Origin of the sequence: Pseudomonas sp. NPDC088444 (assembly GCF_044900175.1) — a bacterium.
Lineage (GTDB): Bacteria > Pseudomonadota > Gammaproteobacteria > Pseudomonadales > Pseudomonadaceae > Aquipseudomonas.
Genome location: NZ_JBJDNK010000016.1, coordinates 55,325 through 78,294 on the forward strand (window position 1 = coordinate 55,325; position 22,970 = coordinate 78,294).

Consider the following 22,970-nt stretch of genomic DNA (forward strand, 5'->3'; position numbering starts at 1 on the left):
ATGTTCATGGCGATACCCTTCACCTCTCTGGAAGTTCGTCGTTCATGTTCAATAAACGTCTCAAACAAGAGTTGGCTGCCCTGCGTGAAGAGCTTTCGTCCGTCGAGCAGGTGAGGAGCAGTCTGGACAGCGAAATGCTGTGCATGCGCTTGGACCCGCAGGGTCGTATCGAGTCGGTCAACGGTAATTTCGAAAAGGAAATGCATTACCGAAATGCCGACCTTGTGGGACGCGCCATCGAGGAGCTGGTGCCTGCGCACGTGAAAAACCTGGATTTCCATCAGCGGATGAAGTCCGCGATCAGCCGTGGCGAGCATTTCAGCGGTGCCTTGCGATTGTGGCGCGGCAACGGCCAAGAGGCCTGGCTGCGCTCGATCGTGCAGCCAGTGCGCGACAGCACAGGGCGTGTGAAGTACTTCACTGTTCATTCCAGTGATCTGACGCGCACTATTGAAAACTCCCGCGAACACGAAAACCTGATCGAAGCCTTGCAGCGCTCCACTGCCGTGATCGAGTTCAACCTCAGCGGCGAAGTGCTGACCGCCAATGATCGCTTTCTCGGCGCCATGGGCTATTCGCTGGCGCAGATTCAAGGGCAGCACCACCGCCTGTTCTGTGATCCTGCCGAGTACAATTCTTCAGCCTATCAGGCGTTCTGGGACACGCTGCGTCGAGGCGAATTCGTCACAGGTCGCTTCAAGCGCGTCGACAGCCACGGCCGTGAAGTCTGGCTGGAGGCGTCGTATAACCCGATCACCGATGCCCATGAGCGCCTGTACAAAGTCGTGAAATTCGCGACAGTCATCACTGATCAGGTCAATCGCGAAAATGCGGTAGCCGAAGCGGCGAACATTGCGTTCAGCACCTCACAACAGACTGATGGCAGCGCACAGAAAGGTACTGCGGTGGTTCAGCAGACGGTCGAGGTCATGCGCGAGCTGGCCGGACACATGGAACAGGCTGCCGAGCGAATCGCCGCACTGGATAAACAATCGCAGTTGATCGGATCGATCATCCAGAGCATCAGCAGCATTGCCGATCAGACCAACCTGTTGGCCCTCAATGCCGCCATCGAAGCCGCTCGCGCGGGTGAGCAGGGACGTGGTTTTGCAGTGGTCGCCGACGAAGTCCGGCAACTGGCCTCGCGTACCAGCAAAGCCACCGAAGAAATCGTTGGCGTCGTGCAGCAGAACCAGCAATTGGCCGAACAGGCGGTGAACGTGATCATCAGCGGTAAGCAACAGGCGCAGCAGGGCCTTGCGCTGGCGGGCGAGGCGGGGGCGGTGATCGTCGAAATTCAGGACGGTGCGCAGAAAGTGGTCAGCGCAGTGGGGCAGTTTGCCAATCAGTTGTCGGGCTGAGGAGGCTCGGTCAGTGAGATGTCGCCATCACCACACGGGTGTGCGGCAAATACGGGCCTTGTAGCAGTCCGGCCGGGCGGCGCTCCGCTTGCTGGCGGCGGTTTCAACGACGCCACCGCAGGCAGTTCATAGCGACGCGTAGCGTCGTGGGCTGCATTCCCACGCGGAGCGAGGGAACGATCGGAAAAGCCGCGCCCGGACTGCATTTCCGGGCGCGGCGTTTTTGTGTCAGACCTTGAAGTGGCTGACCAGCATCTGCAACTGATTGCCCAGGCGGGCCAGTTCGACGCTGGAGGCAGCGGTTTCTTCACTGGCGGCGGCGGTCTGTTCGGACACGTCGCGGACGTTGATGATACTGCGGCTGATCTCATCGGCCACCGAGCTTTGCTGTTCGGCAGCGGCGGCGATCTGCTGGTTCATCGCCTGAATGTTGGACACCGTGTTGGTAATGCTTTCCAGCGAAGTGCCCGCCTTGCGGGTCAGTGCGACGCTGCTGTCGGTCAGGTTGCGGCTGCTGAGCATGATGTCCGACACTTGGCGGGTGCCGTTTTGCAGGGCAGCGACCAGGCCTTCGATTTCTTCGGTCGATTGCTGAGTGCGCTGAGCCAGGCCACGAACCTCGTCGGCCACCACGGCAAAGCCACGTCCGGCCTCACCAGCACGGGCGGCTTCGATGGCGGCGTTGAGGGCCAGCAGGTTGGTCTGTTCGGCAACGGCCTTGATCACGTCCATCACTTTGCCGATCTTGTCGCTTTCCTGTTCCAGCACGGTCATGGCGTCGGTGGAGCGCACCACTTCCTTGGCCAGCTTCTCGATCTGCGCGATGGCCTCGCCCACGACTTTGTCACCATCACGCGCTTCCATGTCTGCGGCTGACGCGGCCACCGAAGCCTGTTCGGCGTTGCGCGCGACTTCGTGCACCGTGGCCGACATTTCGTGCATGGCGGTGGCCACCTGATCGGTTTCGACTTTCTGGCTGTTCACGCCTGCGCTGGTCTGTTCGGTGACGGCGGACAGCTCTTCAGCGGCGCTGGCGATTTGAGTGACGCTGTCGCGAATGCCGCCGATCAGGTCGCGCAGGGTCGCGCCCATGCGCTGGATGCCTTGTTGCAGCACGCCCAACTCGTCCTTGCGGGTGACGACCAGGTCGCGGGTCAAATCGCCCGATGCGATACGGTCGACCACGGCCAGGGTTTCCTGCAACGGACGGGTGATCTGGCGAGTAATGATCACCGCTGCAAACGCGCCCAGAATCAGAGCGAGCAGGGTGCCGCCGATCTGCAGTGTGCGGGCCTGACGGGTATCTGCTTCGCCCAGCGAGTTCTGGATATCGATCAGTTGCTGGCTGAGCTTGACAATGTTCGCCTGTTCTTCAGTCATCTCGGCACGGGCGGCGTTGATGTTGTCGTTGGCGACTTTGAAGCCTTGCACCGAGTTGCGATAGCCGATCAACGACGCTTCCAGTTGCTTGAGGCGGTCCGCCTGAGTGCCGCTGAAGGTCGCGTTGAGCTGATCCAGGCCGCTGATGGCCGCAGCCAGTTGGCGTTGGGCCGCCTCTTCTGTCTTGGCCGTGACATTGCCGGTGTAGCCGCGCACTTCATAGCGCACCAGCATCACGTCTTCCTTGGCCTTGATGATGGTCTGGTATTGCTGGAAGCGGCGCTCGTCAGTGGGGTCCAGCTTCATGACGTCGTCGTTGATCGCGGCGATCAGGTCAGCGGCTTTCACGGCATCGACGCCCATGTCGGCCCTGACCTTGGCGCTGGTTTTGTAGCCCTCGCGCATTTTGTTCAGCGAGGTCTGATAAGCGCTGATCTGCTCGCCCAGGGCTTTGATCGGCGGCACGTTCAGCGGGTTGCTGAAGGTGCTTAGCAGGTACTGCTGCTGGGCCTTGTAGGCATCCAGCGCCGTCTGCACGTTTTGCGCAACCGCTTCATCGCCGTTGCTGATCATGTACTGCAAGCGGGTCACGCGCAGATCCGTCAGCTTGTGGCCCAGCCTGGTGATATCGGCCACGCGTTCGCTGCGATAGGTCATGTTACCCAGGCTGGTCCAGCCAATGAGCGCAAGCAAGGCCGTAAAGACAAGTACAACGCCGAACCCGAGGGCCAGTTTCATGTTGACGCTGATATTCGCAAACCAGCTCTTCATCGCAATTCTCCAGAATGTCCATTGTTCGAAGTCGTCAGCTGGAGGGTTTTTGTTATGGAAGGCCAGCGAAACCATCAAATATACGACTGCATCGGCAGCGGCTGAAAAATCTGTAAGAAATGTCAGCGATAACAAGGACGGCCCTTTGTTTCAATCTGTCACAGATGCGCTGATTTCTGCGGGGGCGGTGGTAAGGGACCTGCACGGCGTCAGGGGATAGGCGTGCTCGGGGAGGCTGCATCAGAGACAATTTTCTGGCGTTTCGCGACTGATACGTCTTGGCGTGACTGTAAAGTCAGCGAAGTCGATCCATGGCGTCAACTTTCCCTCACGTGAATGTATCCGGGATGAAATATTTCAACTATCGAGGGCTGGTCGAACCCAATACCGTGTACTGGCTCCAGCTTCGGCCCGGTGGCGATTTCATAAACCAGTACGGAAGTTGCGTTATGAAACCTGTTCAGCGATTTACCACTCTCGACAGTTTCAGAGGTATTTGCGCGTTGTTGGTTGTGTTTTTCCACCTGCATGTCGTCGACAGCTTTATCACCCAGCCATTCTTTCGACGCGACGAGGTCTTGCTCAATTTCTTCTTCGTCCTCAGCGGTTTCGTGCTCGCCCACACTTATGGCATGAAGCCCGGCCTCTCGTTCAAGTCCTTTTTCATCTCTCGGGTCTTTCGCCTGTACCCCCTGCATCTGGTCATGCTGGCAGTGTTCATCCTGTTCGAAACTGTGCGCTGGATGGCCTACAAGAAAGGCTTCTACCTGAATAACGTGCCGTTCACCGGGCTGTTCGCACCCAAGGAAATTCTGCCGAACCTGTTTCTGGTTCAGGCCTGGACGCCGCTTACCGAAACCATGTCGTTCAACTACCCGTCGTGGACCATCAGCATTGAGTTTTACATCTACATGCTGTTCGGTGGGCTGTGCATGCTCTCGATGAGAAACCGTTTTCTGATGTTTGCGGCCATTTCTCTGGTGGCCTTCATCCTGATCTTTTCGGAAAACGAGCCGCTGGTGGAACGGGCGATGCTTGGACTGTCGTGCTTTTTCGCAGGCAACATCACCTACCTGGTCTACCTGTTGATTCGCGACAAATGGACGATTAGACCCTGGCTGGTGACCGTGCTTGAATGCGCCATGATGTACGCGACGTACTGGATCGTGATGAACGACTTCGATTTCCGCTCGCCCATTGGCAGCCTGACGTTCTGTGCGCTGGTGTTGTTGTTCGCGTTTGAAGGCGGGCTGGTGTCGTCGCTGCTCAAAACGTGGCTGTTCGTCTTGCTGGGCAAGCTGTCGTATTCGATCTACATGACCCATGCGGCCTTGATCTTTTGTCTGTCGACGATCTTCATCGTGGCGCAAAAAGTGACAGGGCTGGAGTTGGCGCCGATGATCGACGGCCAGCGCTTCATGGACACCGGCTCCGTACTGGCCAACGATATCTTTGTGGTCTGCGTGGCGGTGGCGAGCGTGATCCTCGCGGCGTTCGCTCACAAGTACATCGAAATGAAAGGCTACGAACTGGGCAAGCGGGTGGTGGGTGGTTCGGCGAAGGTCAAAACGGCGGTGGATAAACCGGAAGCGGTGCAATCGTTGAAGCCGCAGATTGACCGCATTGCGTGAGTTGCCTTACCCGTGGCGCAACCGCCTCACCATCCCCAGCCCTGCTGCGCGGCCACTGGCAAAACAGGCCGTCAGCAGGTAGCCGCCGGTCGGGGCTTCCCAGTCGAGCATTTCGCCTGCGCAGAACACGCCGGGCAATGACCTGAGCATCAGATGCTCGTCCAGCGCTTCGAACGGCACGCCGCCTGCGGTGCTGATCGCCTCGTCCAGCGGGCGAGGTCGGACCAGTGTCAATGGCAACCCCTTGATCGCCTTGGCCAGCAGGCTGGAGTCGGTGAAGGTCTCGGCCGAAGTCAGTTCTCGCAGCAGTGCAGCCTTGACCCCGTCAATGCCCAGCTGACTGTGCAAGTGCTTGGCCATCGAGCGCGAGCCTCGGGGTTTTGCGAGGGCCTTTTCCACGTCCATCAGGCGCTTGCCCGGCAACAGATCGATTTCGACAGTGGCCGAACCCCGTTGATTGATCGCCTCGCGAATCTGCGCCGACAGCGCATAAATCAGGCTGCCTTCGATGCCCGTCTGAGTGATCACGCATTCGCCTAAGCGCAACGTCCGCCCTTGCAAACCCATGGCGACGTTTTTCAGCGGTGCTCCGGCGAATTTGCTTTGTAGCAGTTCACTCCAGGCTGACACCTCGAACCCGCAGTTGGAGGCCTGCAATCGCGCGATGTCGATTCCACGTTGTTCCAGCAACGGCAGCCAGGCGCCGTCTGATCCCAGGCGCGCCCAACTGGCCCCGCCCAATGCCAACAGGGCCGCGGCAGGTTGGATCGCCAATTCTCCCTCGGGGCTGGCGATACGCAGGCTGTTGTCAGCGTTCCAGCCCAGCCAGCGATGGCGGGTGTGGATAACCACGCCGCTCTCGCGCAGGCGCTTGAGCCAGGCGCGCAGTAATGGCGCGGCCTTCATGTCGGTGGGAAACACTCGGCCCGAGCTACCGACGAAGGTTTGAATGCCCAGGCCATGAATCCACTCGCACAACGCTTCAGCGCCGAAACTGCGCAGCAGCGGGGCGATCATCGGCGCGCGCTCGGCATAGCGCGACAGAAACGTCGGGTACGCCTCCGAGTGGGTGATGTTCATGCCGCCCACACCCGCCAGCAGAAACTTGCGCCCCACCGATGGCATGCCGTCGTAGAGATCGACGCGATACCCCGCCTGGCTCAACACTTCAGCGGCCATCAAGCCCGCCGGGCCACCTCCGATGATGGCGACTGATTGAGGGGAAGTGGAGGTGGCTGAGGTCATGGGGAAACTGCGAATCGATGAAGTAGGCCGCGCATTCTACCCGAGCGCCGTGACAAAGGAGCGGGCTGTGGAAAACTATTGAGCAAAAAACGTACAGCGTTTCGCGAGCCGCGCGGAATATGGGGTCTGACGCCTTGCACTCAGGTTATCCACAGGCCGCTCCACAGCGGATGTGGGTAAGTGAGCAATGGTGTTCTACACGCAAAACTTGTGGGAGATTCTATGTTGCCTGGTCAAACACCTTCGTCCGAACGCCACCCGCACCAAGGCGGCTCCCACAGGGATCGCGCCGAACTCTAATCTCGTTATCGACGCTGAATTTGTGGGAGCCGGCTTGCTGGCGAAGGCGGTGTATCAGTGGCGAATTTGTTGACTGACACACTGCGTTCGCCACCAAGGCGGCTCCCACAAGGTCGTGTGAGGCCAAAGAGAAAACTCACAACCCCTCCGACACCCAAACCCGGTGTGCACTGTGATGCAAGATCCCATGCCGCCGCGCCAGCGCTTCACGATCCTTGCTGTACCCGCCGCCGATTACGCCCATCACCGGAATGTCTCGTCCCAGGCAATGGCGCATCACGGCCTCATCCCGTCGCGCCACGCCTTCGTCAGTCAGCTTCAGATACCCCAGCGCATCATCTTTATGCACATCGACGCCTGCGTCATACAACACCAGGTCGGGTCGATACAGCGGCAGGAGGTAATTGAGCGTGTCATCGACTACCTTCAGGTAATCCTCGTCCCCCATGCCCATCGGCAGCGGAATGTCCCAGTCGCTCTGGGCCTTGCGTGCGGGGAAGTTTTTTTCGCAATGCAGGGAGACGGTGATGGCGTCTTCGGTGTGCTCCAGAATCCGCGCAGTGCCATCGCCCTGATGCACGTCGCAGTCGAAGATCAGCACCCTGTCCACGTGGCCGCTTTGCAGCAGGTAATGGCTGATGACGGCCAGGTCGTTGAAAATGCAAAATCCAGCGGGGTAGTCGTAATGCGCATGGTGCGTGCCACCCGCCAGATGACAGGCCAGGCCGTGCTGAAGCGCTTTTTCTGCCGTCAGCAGCGAGCCGCCCACCGCCCGAACGGTGCGCCGGGCCAGGTCTTCGCTCCAGGGCAGACCCAGCCGACGCTGGTCTTCGCGGGACAGGTCGCCGTCCATGTAGCGCCGAATGTACGCCGGGTCATGGGCCAGGGCCAGAATGTCATCAGGACAAACCTCTGGGCGGAACAATTGAGCATCCGTGGTCAGGCCGCTGTCGATAAGGTGGTCATGCAACAAGCGAAACTTGTCCATCGGGAAGCGATGGTCAGGCGGAAACGCCGGGCTGTAATCTTCGTGGTAGATAAGCGGCAGTGACATAGAGGGTACGCGTCGAATTCGAAAGGGGATCTTGCCAGTTATGGCTGTCAGCGCACAGCCGGAAGGCTGATCAGGACGTTGATAAGCGGCTAGGTCATTTGAGCGGTGGGGCAGGGGAGATGTTCGATGGAGCCGATACTTGAGCTCAACAGCCCGCGGCTGCTGATGCGTCAATGGCGAGATGATGATTTGCCAACCTTCGCGCAGATGTGCGCCGATCCACAGGTGATGCGTTACTTTCCGCAGCCGCTGACGCGTCTGGAAAGCGCGAAGATGATCGGGCGCATTCGTGGGCACTTCGCCGAATATGGCTTCGGCCTGTGGGCTCTGGAGCGTAAGGACACGGGCGAATTCGTTGGTTTCACCGGCCTGAATGTGGTGGGCTTCGAGGCGGGCTTTACCCCGGCGGTGGAAATCGGCTGGCGTCTGGCGCGCGAGCATTGGGGGCTGGGGTACGCCAGCGAAGCGGCGTGGACGGTGCTGGGCTGTGGCTTCGAGCATGTCGAGCTGGACGAAATCGTCTCGTTCACGGCCGTCAGCAACCTGCCGTCGCAGAAAGTCATGCAGGCCATCGGCATGCAGAACAACCCCGCTGACGATTTCGATCATCCCAATCTGCCCCACGGCCATCCGCTCAAGCCCCACGTGCTGTATCGCATCAATCGCCAGCAATGGCTCGCGACCTTGTGATGAACGCGAATCACGCGGCAAACATCTTGTATCATTTCGCCCAATCGCCACGTTCGCCGCCGTTCGGCGTCCGTGGCCGGATTTGCCTGTGATGACTGTGTATGAGGAGCCCTGAATGAGCCACGTGCTGGATGATCTGGTGTCGCTGTTGAGCCTGGAACCCATCGAAGAAAACCTCTTTCGTGGACGCAGCCAGGACTTGGGCTTTCGTCAGTTGTTTGGCGGGCAAGTGCTGGGCCAGTCGCTGTCGGCGGCGAGCAAGACCGTTGAAGACGAACGCCATGTTCATTCGTTGCATGGCTATTTTCTGCGCCCCGGCGATGCGCATTTGCCGGTGGTTTATCAGGTCGACCGGGTGCGTGACGGCGGCAGTTTCAGCACCCGTCGTGTGACGGCCATCCAGAAAGGCAATCCGATTTTCACGTGCAGCGCTTCATTTCAGTACGACGAACAGGGCTTCGAACACCAGAGCCAGATGCCGCAAGTGGTTGGTCCGGAAAACCTGGCGTCTGAACTGGAATTGATGCGCCAGCGCGAGCACCTGATCCCCGAGCACATGAAAGACAAGTTGCTGTGCCCGAAACCCATCGAGTTTCGCCCGGTGACCGAAAATGACCCGTACAACCCCAAGCCCACGGATCCTGTGAAATACGTGTGGTTTCGCGCCGACGGCACGCTGCCGGACATCCCGGCGCTGCACAAATACATGCTCGCCTACGCCTCGGACTTCAACCTGCTGACCACCTCGCTGCTGCCCCACGGCAAGACGGTCTGGCAGAAGGACATGCAGATCGCCAGCCTCGATCACTCTCTGTGGTTCCACGGCGAACTGCGTGCGGACGACTGGTTGCTCTACGCGATGGACAGCCCGTGGGCCGGCAACTCTCGTGGTTTTTCGCGAGGCAGCGTGTATAACCGCGCGGGCAAACTGGTTGCGTCGGTCAGTCAGGAAGGCTTGATCCGCCATCGCAAGGACTGGGCATGAGTCTGTCGCAACTGCGGCATTGGGTGTTCGACATGGACGGTACCCTGACCATTGCCGTGCATGATTTTCCTGCGATCAAACGGGCACTGGGCATTCCTCTGGAAGATGACATACTGACCCACCTCGCCGCGCTCCCCCACGACGTCGCTGCCGCCAAGCATGCGTGGTTGCTGGAGCACGAACGCGAACTGGCCATCGCGTCGAAGCCTGCGCCGGGCGCTGTTGACTTGGTGCGCGAATTGGCTGGGCGGGGTTACCGGTTGGGCATTTTGACCCGCAACGCCCGCGAGCTGGCTCACGTAACCCTCGAAGCCATCGGCATCGCTGACTGTTTTCATGTGGACGACGTGATGGGGCGAGACGATGCGTCGCCAAAGCCCGACCCGGACGGGCTGCTGAAACTGGCCGAGGCCTGGAACGTCGAGCCATCGCAGATGGTGATGGTGGGGGATTATCAGTTCGACCTGGCGTGTGGCCGGGCGGCGGGGACGCATACCGTGCTGGTCAATTTGCCGGAAAATCCGTGGCCGGAATTGACGGATTGGCATGCGCGGGATTGTGCAGTACTGCGCGAAATGCTCGATTAACCCTCGAAATTGATTGGAATACGCAATCTGTAGGGGGCGGCTTGCTGGCGAAAGCGTCAGTCCAGAAACATCAATGTCGACTGACACACCGCTTTCGCCAGCAAGCCGGCTCCTACAATGATCGCGTCGGATCGACAAATGCCGATCGGCGCGACACTGTGATGGACGTTTTCAATTCCCCTTGAACAACGCCGCTTGCCCCTCGGGCGAGGTAAACATCGCATCGCCGTTGTGACCCACGCCTTTCACCTCGATCAAACGCTGATTGATCCCTTCTGGGTGACGTTTGGTCAGGTAATCGAAGTAATTGTGGCCACGCACCAGACGGAACGGCCCTTGCGCTTCAGCACCGCAATCCTTGTCCAGCGCCGGGTGGTTCGGGTCGGTGTCCTGATCACCCAGCAGGTACGTGACGTCACGCTTCACATACGCCGCTTCCAGTTCGGCAGCCGTGTCTTTGCCCGCGTAAGGCGGCAACTTGTTCATGCCGTACTTCCAGGTGTCGAACGCCGGGCAGGTCGCTGCGCTCACCGGCAAAGGCCGGGTCGCGTCGAAGTAGGCGTAGGACGACGGGTTGGCGATCACGTAACGCAGCTTGATGCCTTCTTTCTTCAACAACGCGTCTTCCTTGCCGCCGATCACGGCGTAGCGCTGCACCACCTGCGCACCGCCGGAGTGGCCAGCGATCACGATTTCCTTGAGGTTCGGGAACAGTTTGCTGTCGCTCAGGCGCTTGAGGATATGATCGATCACCACGAACGAACTGATCGGCTTGGCCCCTAGCGACTTGTCGCCTGCCATCCAGTCGTTGCGATGCCAGCGCAAAATGTTTTCTGGCAAATGGTGCGCGGTGATGTCTTTCTCATCGAGGAATTGCGGCGCGATCAGCAGCGTTTTCGAGCGTTGCTTGGACTGGTTCGCGGCGCGCTCGACGCTACGCAGGTACGTCTGGGCATTGCGCAGGCGGCCATGGAACACAATGACCACTCGCTGAATCTGCGGGCTGGGGCGCACCCAGCTCTGGCTCAGCCCCAGCGTGGCCTGGGAGGTTCCATTGATCAGCAGCCGGTCCGGGCTGATGGATTTGACCGCCTGATCCGCAGCATGAGCGGTAACGCTCATCAGGGTGCCCAACAACAGGATCGAAAGCGGTTTCATCATAGGATCAGAGGCTCTTGGCGGCGAACGTGTCGCATTGGTTGATTTGTCCCTGGGCAAAACCTGTCTTGAACCAGCGAACCCGCTGGGCAGACGTCCCGTGAGTGAACGAGTCAGGCACTACACGCCCTTGGCTTTGTTGTTGCAAACGGTCATCGCCAATGGCGTTGGCCGCATTCAGCGCCTCTTCAATATCACCGGGTTCAAGCCAGTTCAAACGCTTTTGTGCGTTATAGGCCCAAACGCCGGCGAGGCAATCGGCTTGCAACTCCTGACGCACCAGCAGACCGTTATCGCCCTCCATGCGCATTCCGCGCTGACGGGCGGCGTCAACTTTAGCTGAAACACCTAGCAAGGTCTGCACATGATGGCCAACTTCATGTGCAATCACGTACGCCTGAGCGAAATCCCCTGCCGCCTTGAAGCGCTGCGCCATTTCACGGAAGAAATCCATGTCCAGATAAACCCGCTGATCCGCCGGACAATAAAACGGGCCACTGGCTGATGACGCGAAACCGCAGGCCGACTGCACCTGGCCCCGGAACAGAATCAGCGTCGGATCTTTGTACTGATGGCCACCCTGCTGAAAGATCTGCCGCCACGTATCCTCGGTGTCCCCCAGAATCGCCCGCACGAAATCCGCCTGTTCATCATTGGCGGGCGGCGCCTGACGGGTTTGCGGATTGACGGCGCTGGTCTGCTGCGTGCCCATCTGCCCGGCGATCTGCCCGAGAATCTGCATCGGGTCCTGGCCGGTCAACAGGCCAATGGCGACGATGATCACAATCCCGCCAAGCCCCAGCCCCTTGCCCCCGAGGCGCAGACCACCGCCACCCCCAGTGTCGTCGCGCGCGTCGACGACGTTGTCACTGCGACGTCCTTTTTTCCAGAGCATGGTAGGAACCCTCTTTGAGTCGTGTAGGAAGTGTAGACGGCGGGGATGGCCGGTCGTCTGGTATCGGGACTTAAGAGGGAAGAGGTGAGGAATGGTTCAGGACGCATTCAAACAGGTTGAATGCGCTCTGAGCCGTGGGTTACCGGAGTAATTCCATTGAACAGGTCAAAGCTGCCAATGAGCCGCAGTTAATAAAGAGCCAAATGTTAAGTGCCCAAATGCGTCGCCGTAGATAGAGAGGGATGCTCAGGTGTGCATTTTAGTGATGTCACCTCTGCGATACATGATTTCAGGCATCCACATAGTGGCGAATATCATGCTGAGTCGTATATGCCGACCTCTAATGCCTCCTCCCCAAAGGCTTTTTGTGTTGATGACACTTCGGCAATTGGGCAAATACCCTTCAATGATGTCGAGGTTTTTGGAGGTGAACCGCGCCATTACCCTGAAGCGGGCGAGGATAGGTAAACGGCGCGGGCCTTACGATGATTGGGGCGGCAGTTTCGGCAAAATCAGAATGGTCCTAGGTACAGGGTTCAAAAATCCTACAAATCAGGCTGTTCTGCCTTCACCGAATTGATGAACGCCTGCATCGCCGAGGACTGAATCCGATGACGTCGGGTAATCAGTCCATAAGGTGGCAGGCGTGCTTCGAAGTCGATGGGCAGGACGGCCAGCAGGTCGCGACCGGCGTAGTCTTCGACAACGGACAGCGGGGTGACGCCGAGCATGTCGGTTTGTTGCACCAGCGAAAGCAGGGTCATGATCGACGTGGTTTCGACGATGCTGTTCGGTACGTCGACCCGCGCGTTGTGGAACACCTGATTGATGATCGCGCGCATGGGACTGGGGTGTTGTTGCAACACCCATGTCTCGTTTTGCAGGGTGGCCCAGCTCAGACCCTTGACGTTGACCAGCGGGTTCTGTGCACCGGCGATGACGCACAAGGCTTCTTCGCCGAGGCTGTCGAATTGCAATTCTTCAGCGCGAGCGCCGCCGGGAATCCGGCCCAGGACCACGTCGAGTTGGTCTTGCAACAAGGCCTGAACCAGTACGTCGCTGGTGTCGACCTGAATACTCATCGACAGGCGCGGGTGGCTTTTCTTCAACGTGGCGATGGTGCGCGTCAGCAGACCCGAGGCCAGCGCCGGAATCGCGCCGACTGCCACGCGGCCCAGGTTGCCGGATTCCAGCGCCACCAGTTCTTCGCGCATGCCGCTCAGTTCGGCGAACACCATGCGCGCGTAATAGATGACGGTTTCCCCGAACGGCGTCGGGCGCATGCCTCGCGGCAGACGCTCGAACAGTTCGACGCCGAGCAGGTCCTCGGCCTCATGCAGCATCTTGGTCGCCGCCGGTTGGGTCATGCCGATGTTATCGGCGGCACGGCGCAGCGAGCCGAACTCCTGTAACGCCAGCATCAACCGCAGCTGGCGCAGGCGCAGGCGGCTGTGGATAACACTGGCGTCGGGAATTCGGGTCATGTGGCTCGCTCGCATTGTTGTTTGCGGCGAGCCTGACAAGAACTGCAAGGCATTTCCAGCGTTGCGTGCCATCACAGCGTTTTCGCCTTGATTGCATGGCGATTGCGCCAGCCGAATGCGGCTTTGATGCCACTGGAAATCATCGGCCAGAACAACATCAGCAATGCGGTGGTGGTCAGGCTGCCCACCAGCGGGTTGGACCAGAAGATGCCCAGTTGTCCGTCCGAGAACAGCATGGACTGGCGAAACGCGTCTTCGGCCTTGTCGCCCAGCACCGCAGCCAGCACCAGTGGGGCGATCGGGTAGCCGAGTTTCTTGAACAGATAACCCAGCGCGCCAAAGCCCAACATCAGCAGCACGTCGAACATCGAGTTGTGCACCGAATATGCCCCGATGGCGCAGACCATGATGATAATCGGCGCAATGATCGAGAACGGGATGCGCAGGATCGAGGCGAACAGCGGCACCGTCGCCAGCACCACCAGCAGGCTGACCACGTTGCCCAAGTACATGCTGGCGATCAGGCCCCAGACGAAATCATGCTGCTCGGCGAACAGCGTCGGGCCGGGGTGCAGCCCCCAGATCATCAGGCCGCCGAGCATGACCGCTGCCGTGGCTGATCCGGGAATGCCCAGCGTCAACATCGGCAGCAACGCGCTGGTGCCTGCGGCGTGGTCGGCGGTTTCCGGGGCGATCACGCCTTCAACTTCGCCTTTGCCGAAGTTGTCGCGGTTCTTCGAGAAACGCCGCGCGATGCTATAGCTCATGAACGACGCGGCGGTCGGGCCACCGGGTGTCACGCCCATCCAGCAACCGACGATCGTGCTGCGCAAAATGGTGAACCAGTAACGCGGCAGCTTTGCCCAGGTGCGCAGGATGACCATCGGCGTGATGCGCGCATGTTCGCCGCGAAACACCAAGCCCTCCTCGACGGTGCACAGGATTTCGCCGATGCCGAACAGGCCGATCACCGCCACTTCAAAACTGATGCCGGTCATCAGCACCGGTTGATCGAAGGTCAGGCGCAGGTTGCCGGACACGGTGTCCATGCCTACTGCCGCCATCGCGAAACCAATCATCATCGCCACCACGGTTTTCAACGGCGGGTTCTTACTCATGCCGATGAAGGTGCAGAAGGCCAATAGGTACACCGCGAAAAACTCCGGTGAGCTGAAGGTCATGGCGAATTCGGCGATGCGAGTCGAGAGGAACGTCAGCAGCATCACGCCCGCCAACGCGCCAATCAGCGCCGAGCTGAAGGCGGCAGTGAGGGCTTCGGCAGCGCGGCCTTCGCGGGCCATCGGGTAGCCATCGAAGGTCGTCGCCACCGACGACGGTTCGCCGGGAATGTTGAACAGAATCGAGGTAATCGACCCGCCAAACAGCGCGCCCCAATACATGCACGAGAGCAGAATGATCGCCGAGACCGGCGACATGGTGAAGGTGATCGGCAGCAGTAAAGCCACGCCGTTCGGGGCGCCGAGGCCTGGCAGCACGCCGACCAGAATGCCCAGCAGCACGCCCACGACCATCAACCCGATGTGACCGGGCGTGAGGATCAGGTTCATGCCTTGCAGCAGAGAATCGAACTCGCTCATTTCAGCGACCTCCCGGCCATGGCGACCCAATCTCCCACGGGGCCTGCGTCCAGCGGCACCTTGAACCACAGATCGAAGATCAGGTAACTGGCGACCACCGCGCCAACCGAAACGCAGCCGATCATCAGCAGCCCGTAAGGCTTTGCGCGCACTTTGTCACGCCACATGAACCAGGCGATGAACACCGCCGAGGCCATGTAGATACCGGTGAAGGGCATTGCGCAGACGAACAGGGCAATCGGGATGAACACTGACAGCACCTGCCGAAACTCGCCCCGGCTGACGAAGCTGATGTTCAGCGGCTTCCAGCGAATCAATGTCAGCACGGCGTTAGCCAGGCTCGCCGTCGCCAGCAAAAGCCCAATATAAAACGGGAAATACCCGGGCTCAGGACCGGCATCACCCCAGCCGATGCCTTGCTCGATACTGCCGAACATCACCACCGCGCCGATCAACAGCGTGAACGACGCCAGGCCAATCTCGACCCAGCGGGTGCCCACCAGTGAGGCTGAACGGGAAGAATCAGACATAAACACCTCCAGCGAATCGCTGCCGCGACCTGCAATCACAGGGGCGTGGCAGCAGGGCAGGTCAGTTGCGCAGCCAGCCGGCTTCCTTGAATACCGGGGTGACGCGGGCGGTGTCTTTCTCGATGTAGGCGGTCAGTTGATCGCCTTCGAGGAAGGTCGGCACCAGCGCGTTTTGTGTCACGTAAGCCTTGAATTCCGGCGTTTCCGAGACTTTGCGCATCAGGTCGATATAGAACGCGCGCTGTTCGGCGCTGACATTGCCGGGCATGAAGATGGTGCGTGGGAAACGGTACTGATCAATACCCAGACCGGCTTCCTGACAGGTAGGCACGTCGGCCCAGGATTTGTCGCCCGCGACTTTTTCGGTGTAGGCCATGCGTTCTTTACTGAACACGCACAGTGGCTGTACCTGGTCGCCGCGCCATTGGCTGATGCTTTCGGCGGGGTTGTTGACGTTGGCGGCGATGTGTTTGCCGGCCAGTTGGGTCGCGGCTTCGCTGCCGCTCTTGAACGGGATGTAAACCAGCTTGGTGTTGTTGGTCTGGTTGAGCAGCAGGGTCAGGGTCTGATCGACGTCTTTGGACTGACTGCCGCCCATTTTCATGCGCGACGGGTCGGTTTTGACCGCCTCGTAGAAACTTTTGGCGTCTTTCCAGGGCGCGTCTTTGTAGGTCCAGAGGATGAAGTCGTCTTCCGCCACGGCGGCCACCGGGGTCAGTTCCTGCCATTCGTAGCCGAGCTTGGACACCAGCGGCAGCAGGTAAATGTTGTTGGTCGCGATCACCAGTTTGTCGGCGTCCCCTTTGGAGACCTTCATGTCGAGAAAGGCTTCCGCGCCGTTGCCGCCGCCCTTGTTCAGGACCACGGTGTTCACGTCCAGCAGTTTGTGGGTGCTGATGATCGATTGAATCAGGCGACCCAACTGATCCGTGCCGCCACCGGGGCCACCGGCCACGACGATCTCGACGTTCTTGTCAGGTTGCCAGGCGGCTTGAGCGAAGGTGGGAAGGGCTGCGGCACACATGAATGTGCAGCCAAACAGCAAACGGGACGCGCGTCGGAAGGAGGCGGTTCGCATGGTGATCCTCGTTTTTGTAGTTGTTATGAGTGGCCATCGTTGTGATCAGCCGTGCGAGGAGTGTGGGAAAGTTGCCATGTCGCGTCTACTCAAAACATCACATACACCGATAGCCTGGGGTTATCGGTCGGGGCGCTAAATTCGGACCTGTGGGAGATTCTATCTGGGCTGGTCAACCGCATTCGCCACCAAGGCGGCTCCTACAGGTTTCCCGTCTACCAGAGAGTTTTTGGATACAACAAAAAGGGCGGGCACAATGCCCGCCCTTTGCCTTGGGGGAGATTACTTTGGGGTGAAGTTACTTCTTGGCAGCCGTCAGCGCCGAGTAGCTGTTCATCAGGTTACGGTAGTTCGGAATGCGCTGGGACAGCAGGTTGCCCAGGCCTTCGATGTCGTTGCGCCAGTCGCGGTGCAGCTCACAGGCCACGGCGAACCAGTTCATCAACTGCGCACCGGCTGCCGACATGCGATTCCACGCCGCTTGCTGCACACCCTCGTTGAAGGTGCCCGACGCATCCGTCACCACGAACACATCGAAGCCTTCCGCCAACGCGCTCAGCGTCGGGAACGTCACACACACGTCAGTCACCACACCGGCAATGATCAGTTGCTTGCGGCCAGTGGCCTTGATCGCTTTCACGAAATCTTCGTTGTCCCAGGCGTTGATCTGGCCAGGGCGAGCGATGTAAGGCGCATCCGGGAACATCTCTTTCAACTCAGGGACCAGTGGGCCGTTCGGGCCGGATTCGAAGCTGGTGGTCAGGATCGTCGGCAGGTCAAAGAACTTGCCGCAATCGGCCAGGGCCAGCACGTTGTTCTTGAACTCGTTTGGCGAGAAATCCTGTACCAGCGAGATCAAACCGGTTTGGTGGTCAACCAGCAGCAGTACGGCGTCGTTCTTGTCCAGGCGCTTGTAAGTAGTCATGTGTGCATTCCTTTTTGAGCCGAAAGAGTAGGTTTGAAATCGGCGCCGGCCGTGGCGTTGTGCTCATTGGCTGCGGCATGGGGTGAACTTTAGGGGAGGTTGGATCGGCTAACAATCCAGCAGAATTCGAACTCACTGATTCGAATTTGGGGACAATTGGTGTGCGCCGCTTTTCGGTAGCAGTGAGCTTGCTCGCGATAGCGGTGGAGCTGTGGGTGCAACTATGTCTGATGAAGCGCAATCGCGAGCAAGCTCACTCCTCCAGGCGCTAGCGCGTCGTGATCGGCGCGACCTTGTCCAGCACCTGCTTTGCCAGCGCGTGATAGAGCGAGACCGGCATGATCCAGCCGGAAATGGCTGACGCCAGAACGGCGACAGCGAGCATTGGAATCACCAGATCCGGGCTGTGGGACAGCTCCAGCACGATCACCGAGGCCGTCAGCGGAGAACGGGTCACACCGGCGAGATAGCCGCCCATTCCGAGCAAGGCACAGGTTTGGGGATTAACGTCGGGTAGCAGCGAAAGCAGAGGAGCGAATGCAGCGCCAATGCTCAGCGAAGGCGAAAACAGACCGCCTGGAATGCCAGCCAGATACGAAACAACGTTGGCCAGAAACTTCCACAACAGAAAGCCGCTGTCGGTCATGGGATGGCCTTCCAGCAGGGCGCGGGTTTCTTCATAGCCGGTGCCGTAGACGTGGTTTCCCGAGATCAGTCCCAGTATCGCCAGTAGCAGTCCGCACGTCGCAGCGAAACGCACCGGAAAGCGTCCGCGTAATTGGGCCATGCGCCCCAACCAGCCCGTTTGACTCGGTAGAACCAGCTTGACGTACAGCCCGCCCAACCCGCCGCCGAGCAAAGCGCAGGCGGGAATTTCACTCCAGCCCCAGCCGGTGGGCAGGCCGCCGCTGATGTCGCCGAAATAGGCGTAGTGCCCCATCAATCCCAGCGTGACCGCGCCACCAATCAGCACGGCGGTCAGCACCAGCCCGCTGAAGCGTTGTTCAAAGGTTCGGCTGAGTTCCTCGATAGCGAACACGATACCCGCCAACGGTGTGTTGAAAGCTGCTGCGATACCGGCGGCGCCCCCGGCGAGAATCAGCCCAGCGGTGGTATTTCGGCCATGCAGCCCCAGTTGCCGTCCGAACGCATAGATCACCGCTGCGCCGACGTGAACGGTGGGGCCCTCACGACCGACGGACCCGCCCACCAGCAGCGCACCGAGGGTGAAGAACATGCGCACTGCGGCCACTGGCAGCGCCAGGACCTGAGCACGAAAGCGTCGAGAGGGTGACTCCAAGGCGGCGATCACCTGAGGAATACCGCTGCCCCGCGCATTGCCGAACCAGCGATTGGTGACCCAGGCGAGCAAGCCGAAGCCCAGCGGGGTGATCAACACGGGCAGCCAACGGCTGACATCGAGGGTGCGTTTGAACAGCACAAATGCCTCATCCGCCAGCCACGCAAAAGCCAGTGCGACCAGCCCCGTCAGTAGTGCACCCACCCAGAATGCGAACCGCTGGCGCCATTGCCGCCAGCGCGGGCGCTTGAAGCGACGCGTGGGCGAGAGGGGCTGAGAGGGCTGTTCGGATGCGCTGGACGGTGCAGTCGGGTCTGACATCTAGAGAACGCTGGCGTCGGGATTGGAAGATCCGATTATGGGCTTATTCGCAATATCTAGAAATATTTAAGGACTATTAGAGCTTCCATGGTCGAGAGTCTCGCTATCGGAAACCGTTGCCGTTGCCGTTGGCTGCCTCTGCCCCTGTCCCTGCCGTTCGCTTTTGCTATCTGTGTATGAAGGGCCAAAGCCAAAGCGAGCGTTGCGGTCTGCAATCACCAAACCTCACGCGTGCTATATCCTCCAGCTATCACCGTATTTCCAGCTTTGATTAGACGGTTATCGCTGCACCTCCGATAGTGGCTGCCATGACCGGCGCACTTCTGGCAGGGCGTCGACAATAAAAACAACAACATCGAGGTACGCACCCATGGCTCGCAGCAGCGCCGATGTGCCCCTGTCCGCAACGGGCGATTCCTTCGCATCCCCTACGTCAAGCGTTGCCAGTGCCGCCCGGGCCAGCACGGTGCGGTGGCGCATCTTCGCAATCATTTTTGTGCTAACGATGGTCAACCTGATCGACCGGGTGTCGCTGTCGATTGCGATGCCGACCATCGCCAAGGAATTCACCCTTTCGCCTGCGATGCAGGGGCTGATTTTGAGCAGCTTTTTCTGGGCCTACGCGCTGTTGCAGATTCCCGGCGGCTGGATGATCGACCGCTTTGGGCCGCGCCGTGTGATCACCTGGTCCACCGGTTTGTGGGGCACGTTTCAGGTGTTGGCCGGGTTCGCCACGGGCGGCGCTTCGCTGCTGTTTGCGCGGATGTTCCTCGGTGCTGCTGAAGCGCCGCTGTTTCCGTCGGGCGGCAAGCTGATTTCGTTGTGGCTGGCGCCGAGCGAGCGCAGTCGCGGCGCGGTGATGATGGACAGTGGCAGCCCGTTGGGCGTGGCGCTGGGCGGGCTGATCATCGCTTATTTGATCGTTTCGCTAGATTCGTGGCGTTCGGCCTTTGTGATTGCCGGTGTGGCGACGCTGCTGTTGGGCTGGGTGTCGTGGCGTTATCTGCGTGACGATCCGTCGGTGCATCCGCAGGTCAACGAAGCGGAGCTGGATAAGATCAACGCTGGTCGTGAAACCACGGCAGCCGAGGCGGCGAAGGCCAAGGTCAAAGGGCTGGGCATTGCGGGGCGTTCGCTGGTCGGCCTGCTGGTGGGGCGTTCGACGTGGGCGATGGTGTATTTCGGTCTGCTGACGTGGGGGCCGAGTTATCTGGCTCAAGCGCGCGGCTTCGATATCAAGGGAATCGGCTTCGCGACCTTTGTGATTTTCATCTGTGGCTCGCTCGGTTCGCTGACTGGCGGTTTCCTCTGCGACGGCTTGATTCGCAAAGGCGTGCGCCGTGGCGTGGCGGTCAAGGGGCTGCTGACGTTCTCCGGCGTGATTGCTCTTGGCGCGCTGCTGGTACTGCCACAGTTGAGTGACCCGATTGCAGCCGTCGCACTGTTGGCGATGACCGCGTTTTTCCTGATGTGGGGCAGCCTGTACTGGAGCTTCCCGGCGTTGCTCGCGGCTCCGGCTCGCGTTGGTTTGATCGGCGGCGTGATGAACCTGGCGGGCAGCATCGGTGGCATCTTCGTGCCGATTCTGGTCGGCCTGATCCTGCAATTCTTCGGTGGATTCGGCGCGGTGCTGGGCTTCTTCGCGATCTGCGCAGCGCTGTTCGTCCTTGCCACGTTGCTGATCGGTCTCGACGGCAAGCAGGAGGTGAACCATGTCTGAGGCGGTCTACAACGGAGCGATTGTCGATGCTCATCATCACTTCTGGGACCCGCAGGCCAACTATCACCCTTGGTTGGCGGAGGGGGCAAACATCCCGTTTCGCTACGGCGATTACTCGGCGATCAAACGTCGCTATTTGCCACCGGAATACTTCGCCGATGCAGGCGAGCACAACGTGGTGCAGACCGTTTACGTCGAGACCGAATGGGACCCGACTGACCCGATTGGCGAGACCCGTTTCATTGAACAAATCGCCGCGCGCTACGGCGTGCCCAACGCGGTCGTGGCGCAGGCGTGGCTCGATCATCCCGAAGCGACTTCACTGTTGGCTGAGCAGGCGTTGTTCTCCAGCGTGCGCAGTGTGCGGCACAAGCCGGGCGGCCCGACATCACCTGAGCAAGTGGGTAAGCTACGCACGCTGATGAGTGATGAGCACTGGCGCCGCAGTTACGCGACGCTGCATGAACTGGGCTTGCGTTTTGACCTGCAAACCCCGTGGTGGAACTTGCCGGAAGCCGAGTGGCTGGCACGGGACTTTCCCCAGACCACACTGATCCTCAACCACGCGGGCTTACCCTCGGATCGCAGCGTTGAAGGGCTTGCCGGGTGGCATGCAGCGATGTCGAGACTGGCCGAGCAGCCTAACGTCGTGGTGAAGATCTCCGGGCTGGGTTTGCCTGGCAGACGCTGGAGCGCCGCAGACAACGCCTGGATCGTGCGCGAGATCATCGCCATGTTCGGCGCCGAGCGCGCGATGTTCGCCAGCAACTTTCCGGTCGACAGCCTGTGCGGCTCGTTCGACGACATCTACAGCGGTTTCAAACACATCGTTCGTGATCTGCCCCGTGCCGATCAGGAGCGTCTTTTCTACAGCAACGCGCAACGCATTTACCGTTGTGAGCCGTGTGCCTTGGCCCGTCCACGGCAGGAACAGATGAGGAGTCAGGCATGAACAAAACCCGTATTGCGATGGTGCTCGGCGACCCGGCGGGCATTGGGCCGGAATTGATCGCTCGCTTGCTCAGCGATGAAAAAGTGCGCAGTCAGGCTCACGTCGTGCTGATCGCCGATGAGAGCGAGATGCGTAGGGGCATGGACATCGCGGGGCTGTCGTTTCCGTATCGGCAGATCGAGTCGCTGGATGCGCTGGATTTCACCGATGACACGCCGCTCTTTTACAACTTTCGGGGCGATGCCGTGGGCGAATTCCCGCGCAGTGAGGCCAGTGTCATCGGCGGTCGTTACTCGCTGGACACGCTGAAAGTCGCCCTTGAGCTGACAGCCGCCAAGACCACCAACGCTGTGTTGTTCGGGCCGCTGAACAAGACTTCGTTGCACATGGCGGGCATGGCCCACAACGATGAACTGCACTGGTTTGCCGAGTTGCTGGGTTTCGACGGGCCGTTCTGTGAATTCAATGTGCTGGACAATTTGTGGACTTCCCGCGTGACCTCTCACGTGGCGTTGTCGGCGGTGCCGGGGATGTTGAGTCAGGAGCGGGTGATCGAGGCGATTCGCTTGATCGACACCGCCCTCAAGCGCAACGGCCTGAAGGCGCCACGCATTGGTGTGTGCGGCTTGAATCCGCACAACGGCGACAACGGTTCGTTTGGCCGCGAGGAGCTGGACATCATTGGTCCAGCGGTGAAAACCGCGCAGGAACAAGGCATCAACGCTGACGGGCCGTATCCGGGGGACACGATTTTCTTGAAAGTACAGGGCGATGCCAGCGCGTTCGACGCGGTGGTGACGATGTACCACGACCAGGGCCAGATCGCGATCAAGTTGATGGGGTTCTCGCGCGGCGTGACGGTGCAGGGCGGCTTGCCGATCCCGATTACCACGCCTGCCCATGGGACGGCTTTCGATATTGCCGGGAAGGGCAAGGCGAATGTCGGCGCGATTCGCCAGGCGTTCGAGATTGCCTGCCGGATGGGGCAGAGCAACGTTTGACCCG

General features: G+C 59.9%; 17 protein-coding genes and 4 pseudogenes. 9 read left to right on the forward strand and 12 right to left on the reverse strand.

The annotated features are described in order from the left end of the window. Positions 1–143: 143 nt before the first annotated feature. Both ACI2KB_RS25555 and ACI2KB_RS25560 read left to right on the forward strand, forming a co-directional pair. Positions 144–821, forward strand: a pseudogene (locus ACI2KB_RS25555) (PAS domain-containing protein); the annotation flags it as partial. A 105-nt stretch (positions 822–926) separates the two neighbouring features. After that, positions 927–1,361, forward strand: a pseudogene (locus ACI2KB_RS25560) (methyl-accepting chemotaxis protein); the annotation flags it as partial. Between the two features lie 228 nt (positions 1,362–1,589). Here the strand turns inward: ACI2KB_RS25560 and ACI2KB_RS25565 are convergent. Both ACI2KB_RS25565 and ACI2KB_RS25570 read right to left on the reverse strand, forming a co-directional pair. After that, a pseudogene (locus tag ACI2KB_RS25565) lies at positions 1,590–2,660 on the reverse strand (methyl-accepting chemotaxis protein); the annotation flags it as partial. 51 nt (positions 2,661–2,711) lie between these two features. Further along, positions 2,712–3,587, reverse strand: a pseudogene (locus ACI2KB_RS25570) (methyl-accepting chemotaxis protein); the annotation flags it as partial. Positions 3,588–3,961: 374 nt separating this feature from the next. On the opposite strand from ACI2KB_RS25570, the gene ACI2KB_RS25575 reads away from it, so the two are divergent. Then, entirely contained in the window at positions 3,962–5,143 is a 1,182-nt protein-coding gene (locus ACI2KB_RS25575) for an acyltransferase family protein (protein WP_404639240.1), read from the forward strand. Positions 5,144–5,149: 6 nt separating this feature from the next. Here ACI2KB_RS25575 and ACI2KB_RS25580 read toward each other — a convergent pair whose 3' ends face one another. Both ACI2KB_RS25580 and ACI2KB_RS25585 read right to left on the reverse strand, forming a co-directional pair. Beyond that, positions 5,150–6,388 (reverse strand): TIGR03862 family flavoprotein, encoded by a 1,239-nt coding sequence (locus ACI2KB_RS25580; protein WP_404639242.1) that lies wholly within the window; start codon positions 6,386–6,388, stop codon positions 5,150–5,152. Between the two features lie 436 nt (positions 6,389–6,824). Continuing rightward, positions 6,825–7,742 (reverse strand): histone deacetylase, encoded by a 918-nt coding sequence (locus ACI2KB_RS25585; protein WP_404639244.1) that lies wholly within the window; start codon positions 7,740–7,742, stop codon positions 6,825–6,827. 126 nt (positions 7,743–7,868) lie between these two features. Here ACI2KB_RS25585 and ACI2KB_RS25590 point away from each other — a divergent pair, with 126 nt between their 5' ends. The 3 genes from ACI2KB_RS25590 (at position 7,869) to ACI2KB_RS25600 (ending at position 10,004) form a co-directional block, all read left to right on the forward strand. Then, entirely contained in the window at positions 7,869–8,432 is a 564-nt protein-coding gene (locus ACI2KB_RS25590) for a GNAT family N-acetyltransferase (protein ID WP_404639246.1), read from the forward strand. A gap of 115 nt (positions 8,433–8,547) precedes the next feature. Then, positions 8,548–9,417: an acyl-CoA thioesterase II gene (gene tesB, locus ACI2KB_RS25595; protein ID WP_404639248.1), complete on the forward strand. Its 870-nt coding sequence runs from the start codon at positions 8,548–8,550 to the stop codon at positions 9,415–9,417. Further along, on the forward strand, positions 9,414–10,004 hold the full coding sequence (locus ACI2KB_RS25600; RefSeq protein WP_404639250.1) for an HAD family hydrolase: 591 nt from the start codon (positions 9,414–9,416) through the stop codon (positions 10,002–10,004). Before tesB ends, ACI2KB_RS25600 begins: the two co-directional genes overlap by 4 nt. 171 nt (positions 10,005–10,175) lie before the next feature. Here the strand turns inward: ACI2KB_RS25600 and ACI2KB_RS25605 are convergent, their stop codons facing one another. The 8 genes from ACI2KB_RS25605 to ACI2KB_RS25640 form a co-directional block, all read right to left on the reverse strand. After that, on the reverse strand, positions 10,176–11,165 hold the full coding sequence (locus ACI2KB_RS25605) for an alpha/beta hydrolase (RefSeq protein ID WP_404639252.1): 990 nt from the start codon (positions 11,163–11,165) through the stop codon (positions 10,176–10,178). 4 nt (positions 11,166–11,169) lie between these two features. After that, positions 11,170–12,057, reverse strand: coding sequence for a neutral zinc metallopeptidase (locus tag ACI2KB_RS25610; RefSeq protein WP_404639254.1), 888 nt, complete (start codon positions 12,055–12,057; stop codon positions 11,170–11,172). Positions 12,058–12,602: 545 nt separating this feature from the next. Further along, positions 12,603–13,541 (reverse strand): LysR family transcriptional regulator, encoded by a 939-nt coding sequence (locus ACI2KB_RS25615; protein ID WP_404639256.1) that lies wholly within the window; start codon positions 13,539–13,541, stop codon positions 12,603–12,605. Positions 13,542–13,612: 71 nt separating this feature from the next. After that, complete coding sequence (locus ACI2KB_RS25620; RefSeq protein ID WP_404639258.1) at positions 13,613–15,139, reverse strand: tripartite tricarboxylate transporter permease; 1,527 nt, start codon at positions 15,137–15,139, stop codon at positions 13,613–13,615. Next, entirely contained in the window at positions 15,136–15,669 is a 534-nt protein-coding gene (locus ACI2KB_RS25625; RefSeq protein ID WP_404639260.1) for a tripartite tricarboxylate transporter TctB family protein, read from the reverse strand. Before ACI2KB_RS25625 ends, ACI2KB_RS25620 begins: the two co-directional genes overlap by 4 nt. A 61-nt stretch (positions 15,670–15,730) precedes the next feature. Beyond that, on the reverse strand, positions 15,731–16,747 hold the full coding sequence (locus tag ACI2KB_RS25630) for a Bug family tripartite tricarboxylate transporter substrate binding protein (protein WP_404639262.1): 1,017 nt from the start codon (positions 16,745–16,747) through the stop codon (positions 15,731–15,733). Between the two features lie 298 nt (positions 16,748–17,045). Further along, positions 17,046–17,672: an isochorismate family cysteine hydrolase YcaC gene (gene ycaC, locus ACI2KB_RS25635; protein ID WP_404639264.1), complete on the reverse strand. Its 627-nt coding sequence runs from the start codon at positions 17,670–17,672 to the stop codon at positions 17,046–17,048. Positions 17,673–17,940: 268 nt separating this feature from the next. Further along, positions 17,941–19,293, reverse strand: a complete 1,353-nt coding sequence (locus tag ACI2KB_RS25640) for a chloride channel protein (protein WP_404639266.1) — start codon at positions 19,291–19,293, stop codon at positions 17,941–17,943. Between the two features lie 370 nt (positions 19,294–19,663). On the opposite strand from ACI2KB_RS25640, the gene ACI2KB_RS25645 reads away from it, so the two are divergent. From ACI2KB_RS25645 to ACI2KB_RS25655, 3 genes are read left to right on the forward strand one after another with little or no spacing between them, the layout of a single operon-like run. Then, positions 19,664–21,013 (forward strand): MFS transporter, encoded by a 1,350-nt coding sequence (locus ACI2KB_RS25645; RefSeq protein ID WP_404639268.1) that lies wholly within the window; start codon positions 19,664–19,666, stop codon positions 21,011–21,013. Then, positions 21,006–21,965: an amidohydrolase family protein gene (locus ACI2KB_RS25650; protein ID WP_404639270.1), complete on the forward strand. Its 960-nt coding sequence runs from the start codon at positions 21,006–21,008 to the stop codon at positions 21,963–21,965. Before ACI2KB_RS25645 ends, ACI2KB_RS25650 begins: the two co-directional genes overlap by 8 nt. After that, positions 21,962–22,966, forward strand: coding sequence for a 4-hydroxythreonine-4-phosphate dehydrogenase PdxA (locus ACI2KB_RS25655; protein WP_404639272.1), 1,005 nt, complete (start codon positions 21,962–21,964; stop codon positions 22,964–22,966). Before ACI2KB_RS25650 ends, ACI2KB_RS25655 begins: the two co-directional genes overlap by 4 nt. Positions 22,967–22,970: the final 4 nt, after the last annotated feature.

Coding starts and splice junctions, on each gene's coding strand:
- ACI2KB_RS25655 (WP_404639272.1), top strand. CDS start 21,962: ATGAACAAAACCCGTATTGCGATGGTGCTCGGCGACCCGGCGGGCATT.
- ACI2KB_RS25625 (WP_404639260.1), bottom strand. CDS start 15,669: ATGTCTGATTCTTCCCGTTCAGCCTCACTGGTGGGCACCCGCTGGGTC.
- ACI2KB_RS25605 (WP_404639252.1), bottom strand. CDS start 11,165: ATGATGAAACCGCTTTCGATCCTGTTGTTGGGCACCCTGATGAGCGTT.
- ACI2KB_RS25650 (WP_404639270.1), top strand. CDS start 21,006: ATGTCTGAGGCGGTCTACAACGGAGCGATTGTCGATGCTCATCATCAC.
- ACI2KB_RS25610 (WP_404639254.1), bottom strand. CDS start 12,057: ATGCTCTGGAAAAAAGGACGTCGCAGTGACAACGTCGTCGACGCGCGC.
- ACI2KB_RS25620 (WP_404639258.1), bottom strand. CDS start 15,139: ATGAGCGAGTTCGATTCTCTGCTGCAAGGCATGAACCTGATCCTCACG.
- ACI2KB_RS25645 (WP_404639268.1), top strand. CDS start 19,664: ATGGCTCGCAGCAGCGCCGATGTGCCCCTGTCCGCAACGGGCGATTCC.
- ACI2KB_RS25590 (WP_404639246.1), top strand. CDS start 7,869: ATGGAGCCGATACTTGAGCTCAACAGCCCGCGGCTGCTGATGCGTCAA.
- ACI2KB_RS25600 (WP_404639250.1), top strand. CDS start 9,414: ATGAGTCTGTCGCAACTGCGGCATTGGGTGTTCGACATGGACGGTACC.
- tesB (WP_404639248.1), top strand. CDS start 8,548: ATGAGCCACGTGCTGGATGATCTGGTGTCGCTGTTGAGCCTGGAACCC.
- ACI2KB_RS25575 (WP_404639240.1), top strand. CDS start 3,962: ATGAAACCTGTTCAGCGATTTACCACTCTCGACAGTTTCAGAGGTATT.
- ACI2KB_RS25580 (WP_404639242.1), bottom strand. CDS start 6,388: ATGACCTCAGCCACCTCCACTTCCCCTCAATCAGTCGCCATCATCGGA.
- ACI2KB_RS25615 (WP_404639256.1), bottom strand. CDS start 13,541: ATGACCCGAATTCCCGACGCCAGTGTTATCCACAGCCGCCTGCGCCTG.
- ycaC (WP_404639264.1), bottom strand. CDS start 17,672: ATGACTACTTACAAGCGCCTGGACAAGAACGACGCCGTACTGCTGCTG.
- ACI2KB_RS25630 (WP_404639262.1), bottom strand. CDS start 16,747: ATGCGAACCGCCTCCTTCCGACGCGCGTCCCGTTTGCTGTTTGGCTGC.
- ACI2KB_RS25585 (WP_404639244.1), bottom strand. CDS start 7,742: ATGTCACTGCCGCTTATCTACCACGAAGATTACAGCCCGGCGTTTCCG.
- ACI2KB_RS25640 (WP_404639266.1), bottom strand. CDS start 19,293: ATGTCAGACCCGACTGCACCGTCCAGCGCATCCGAACAGCCCTCTCAG.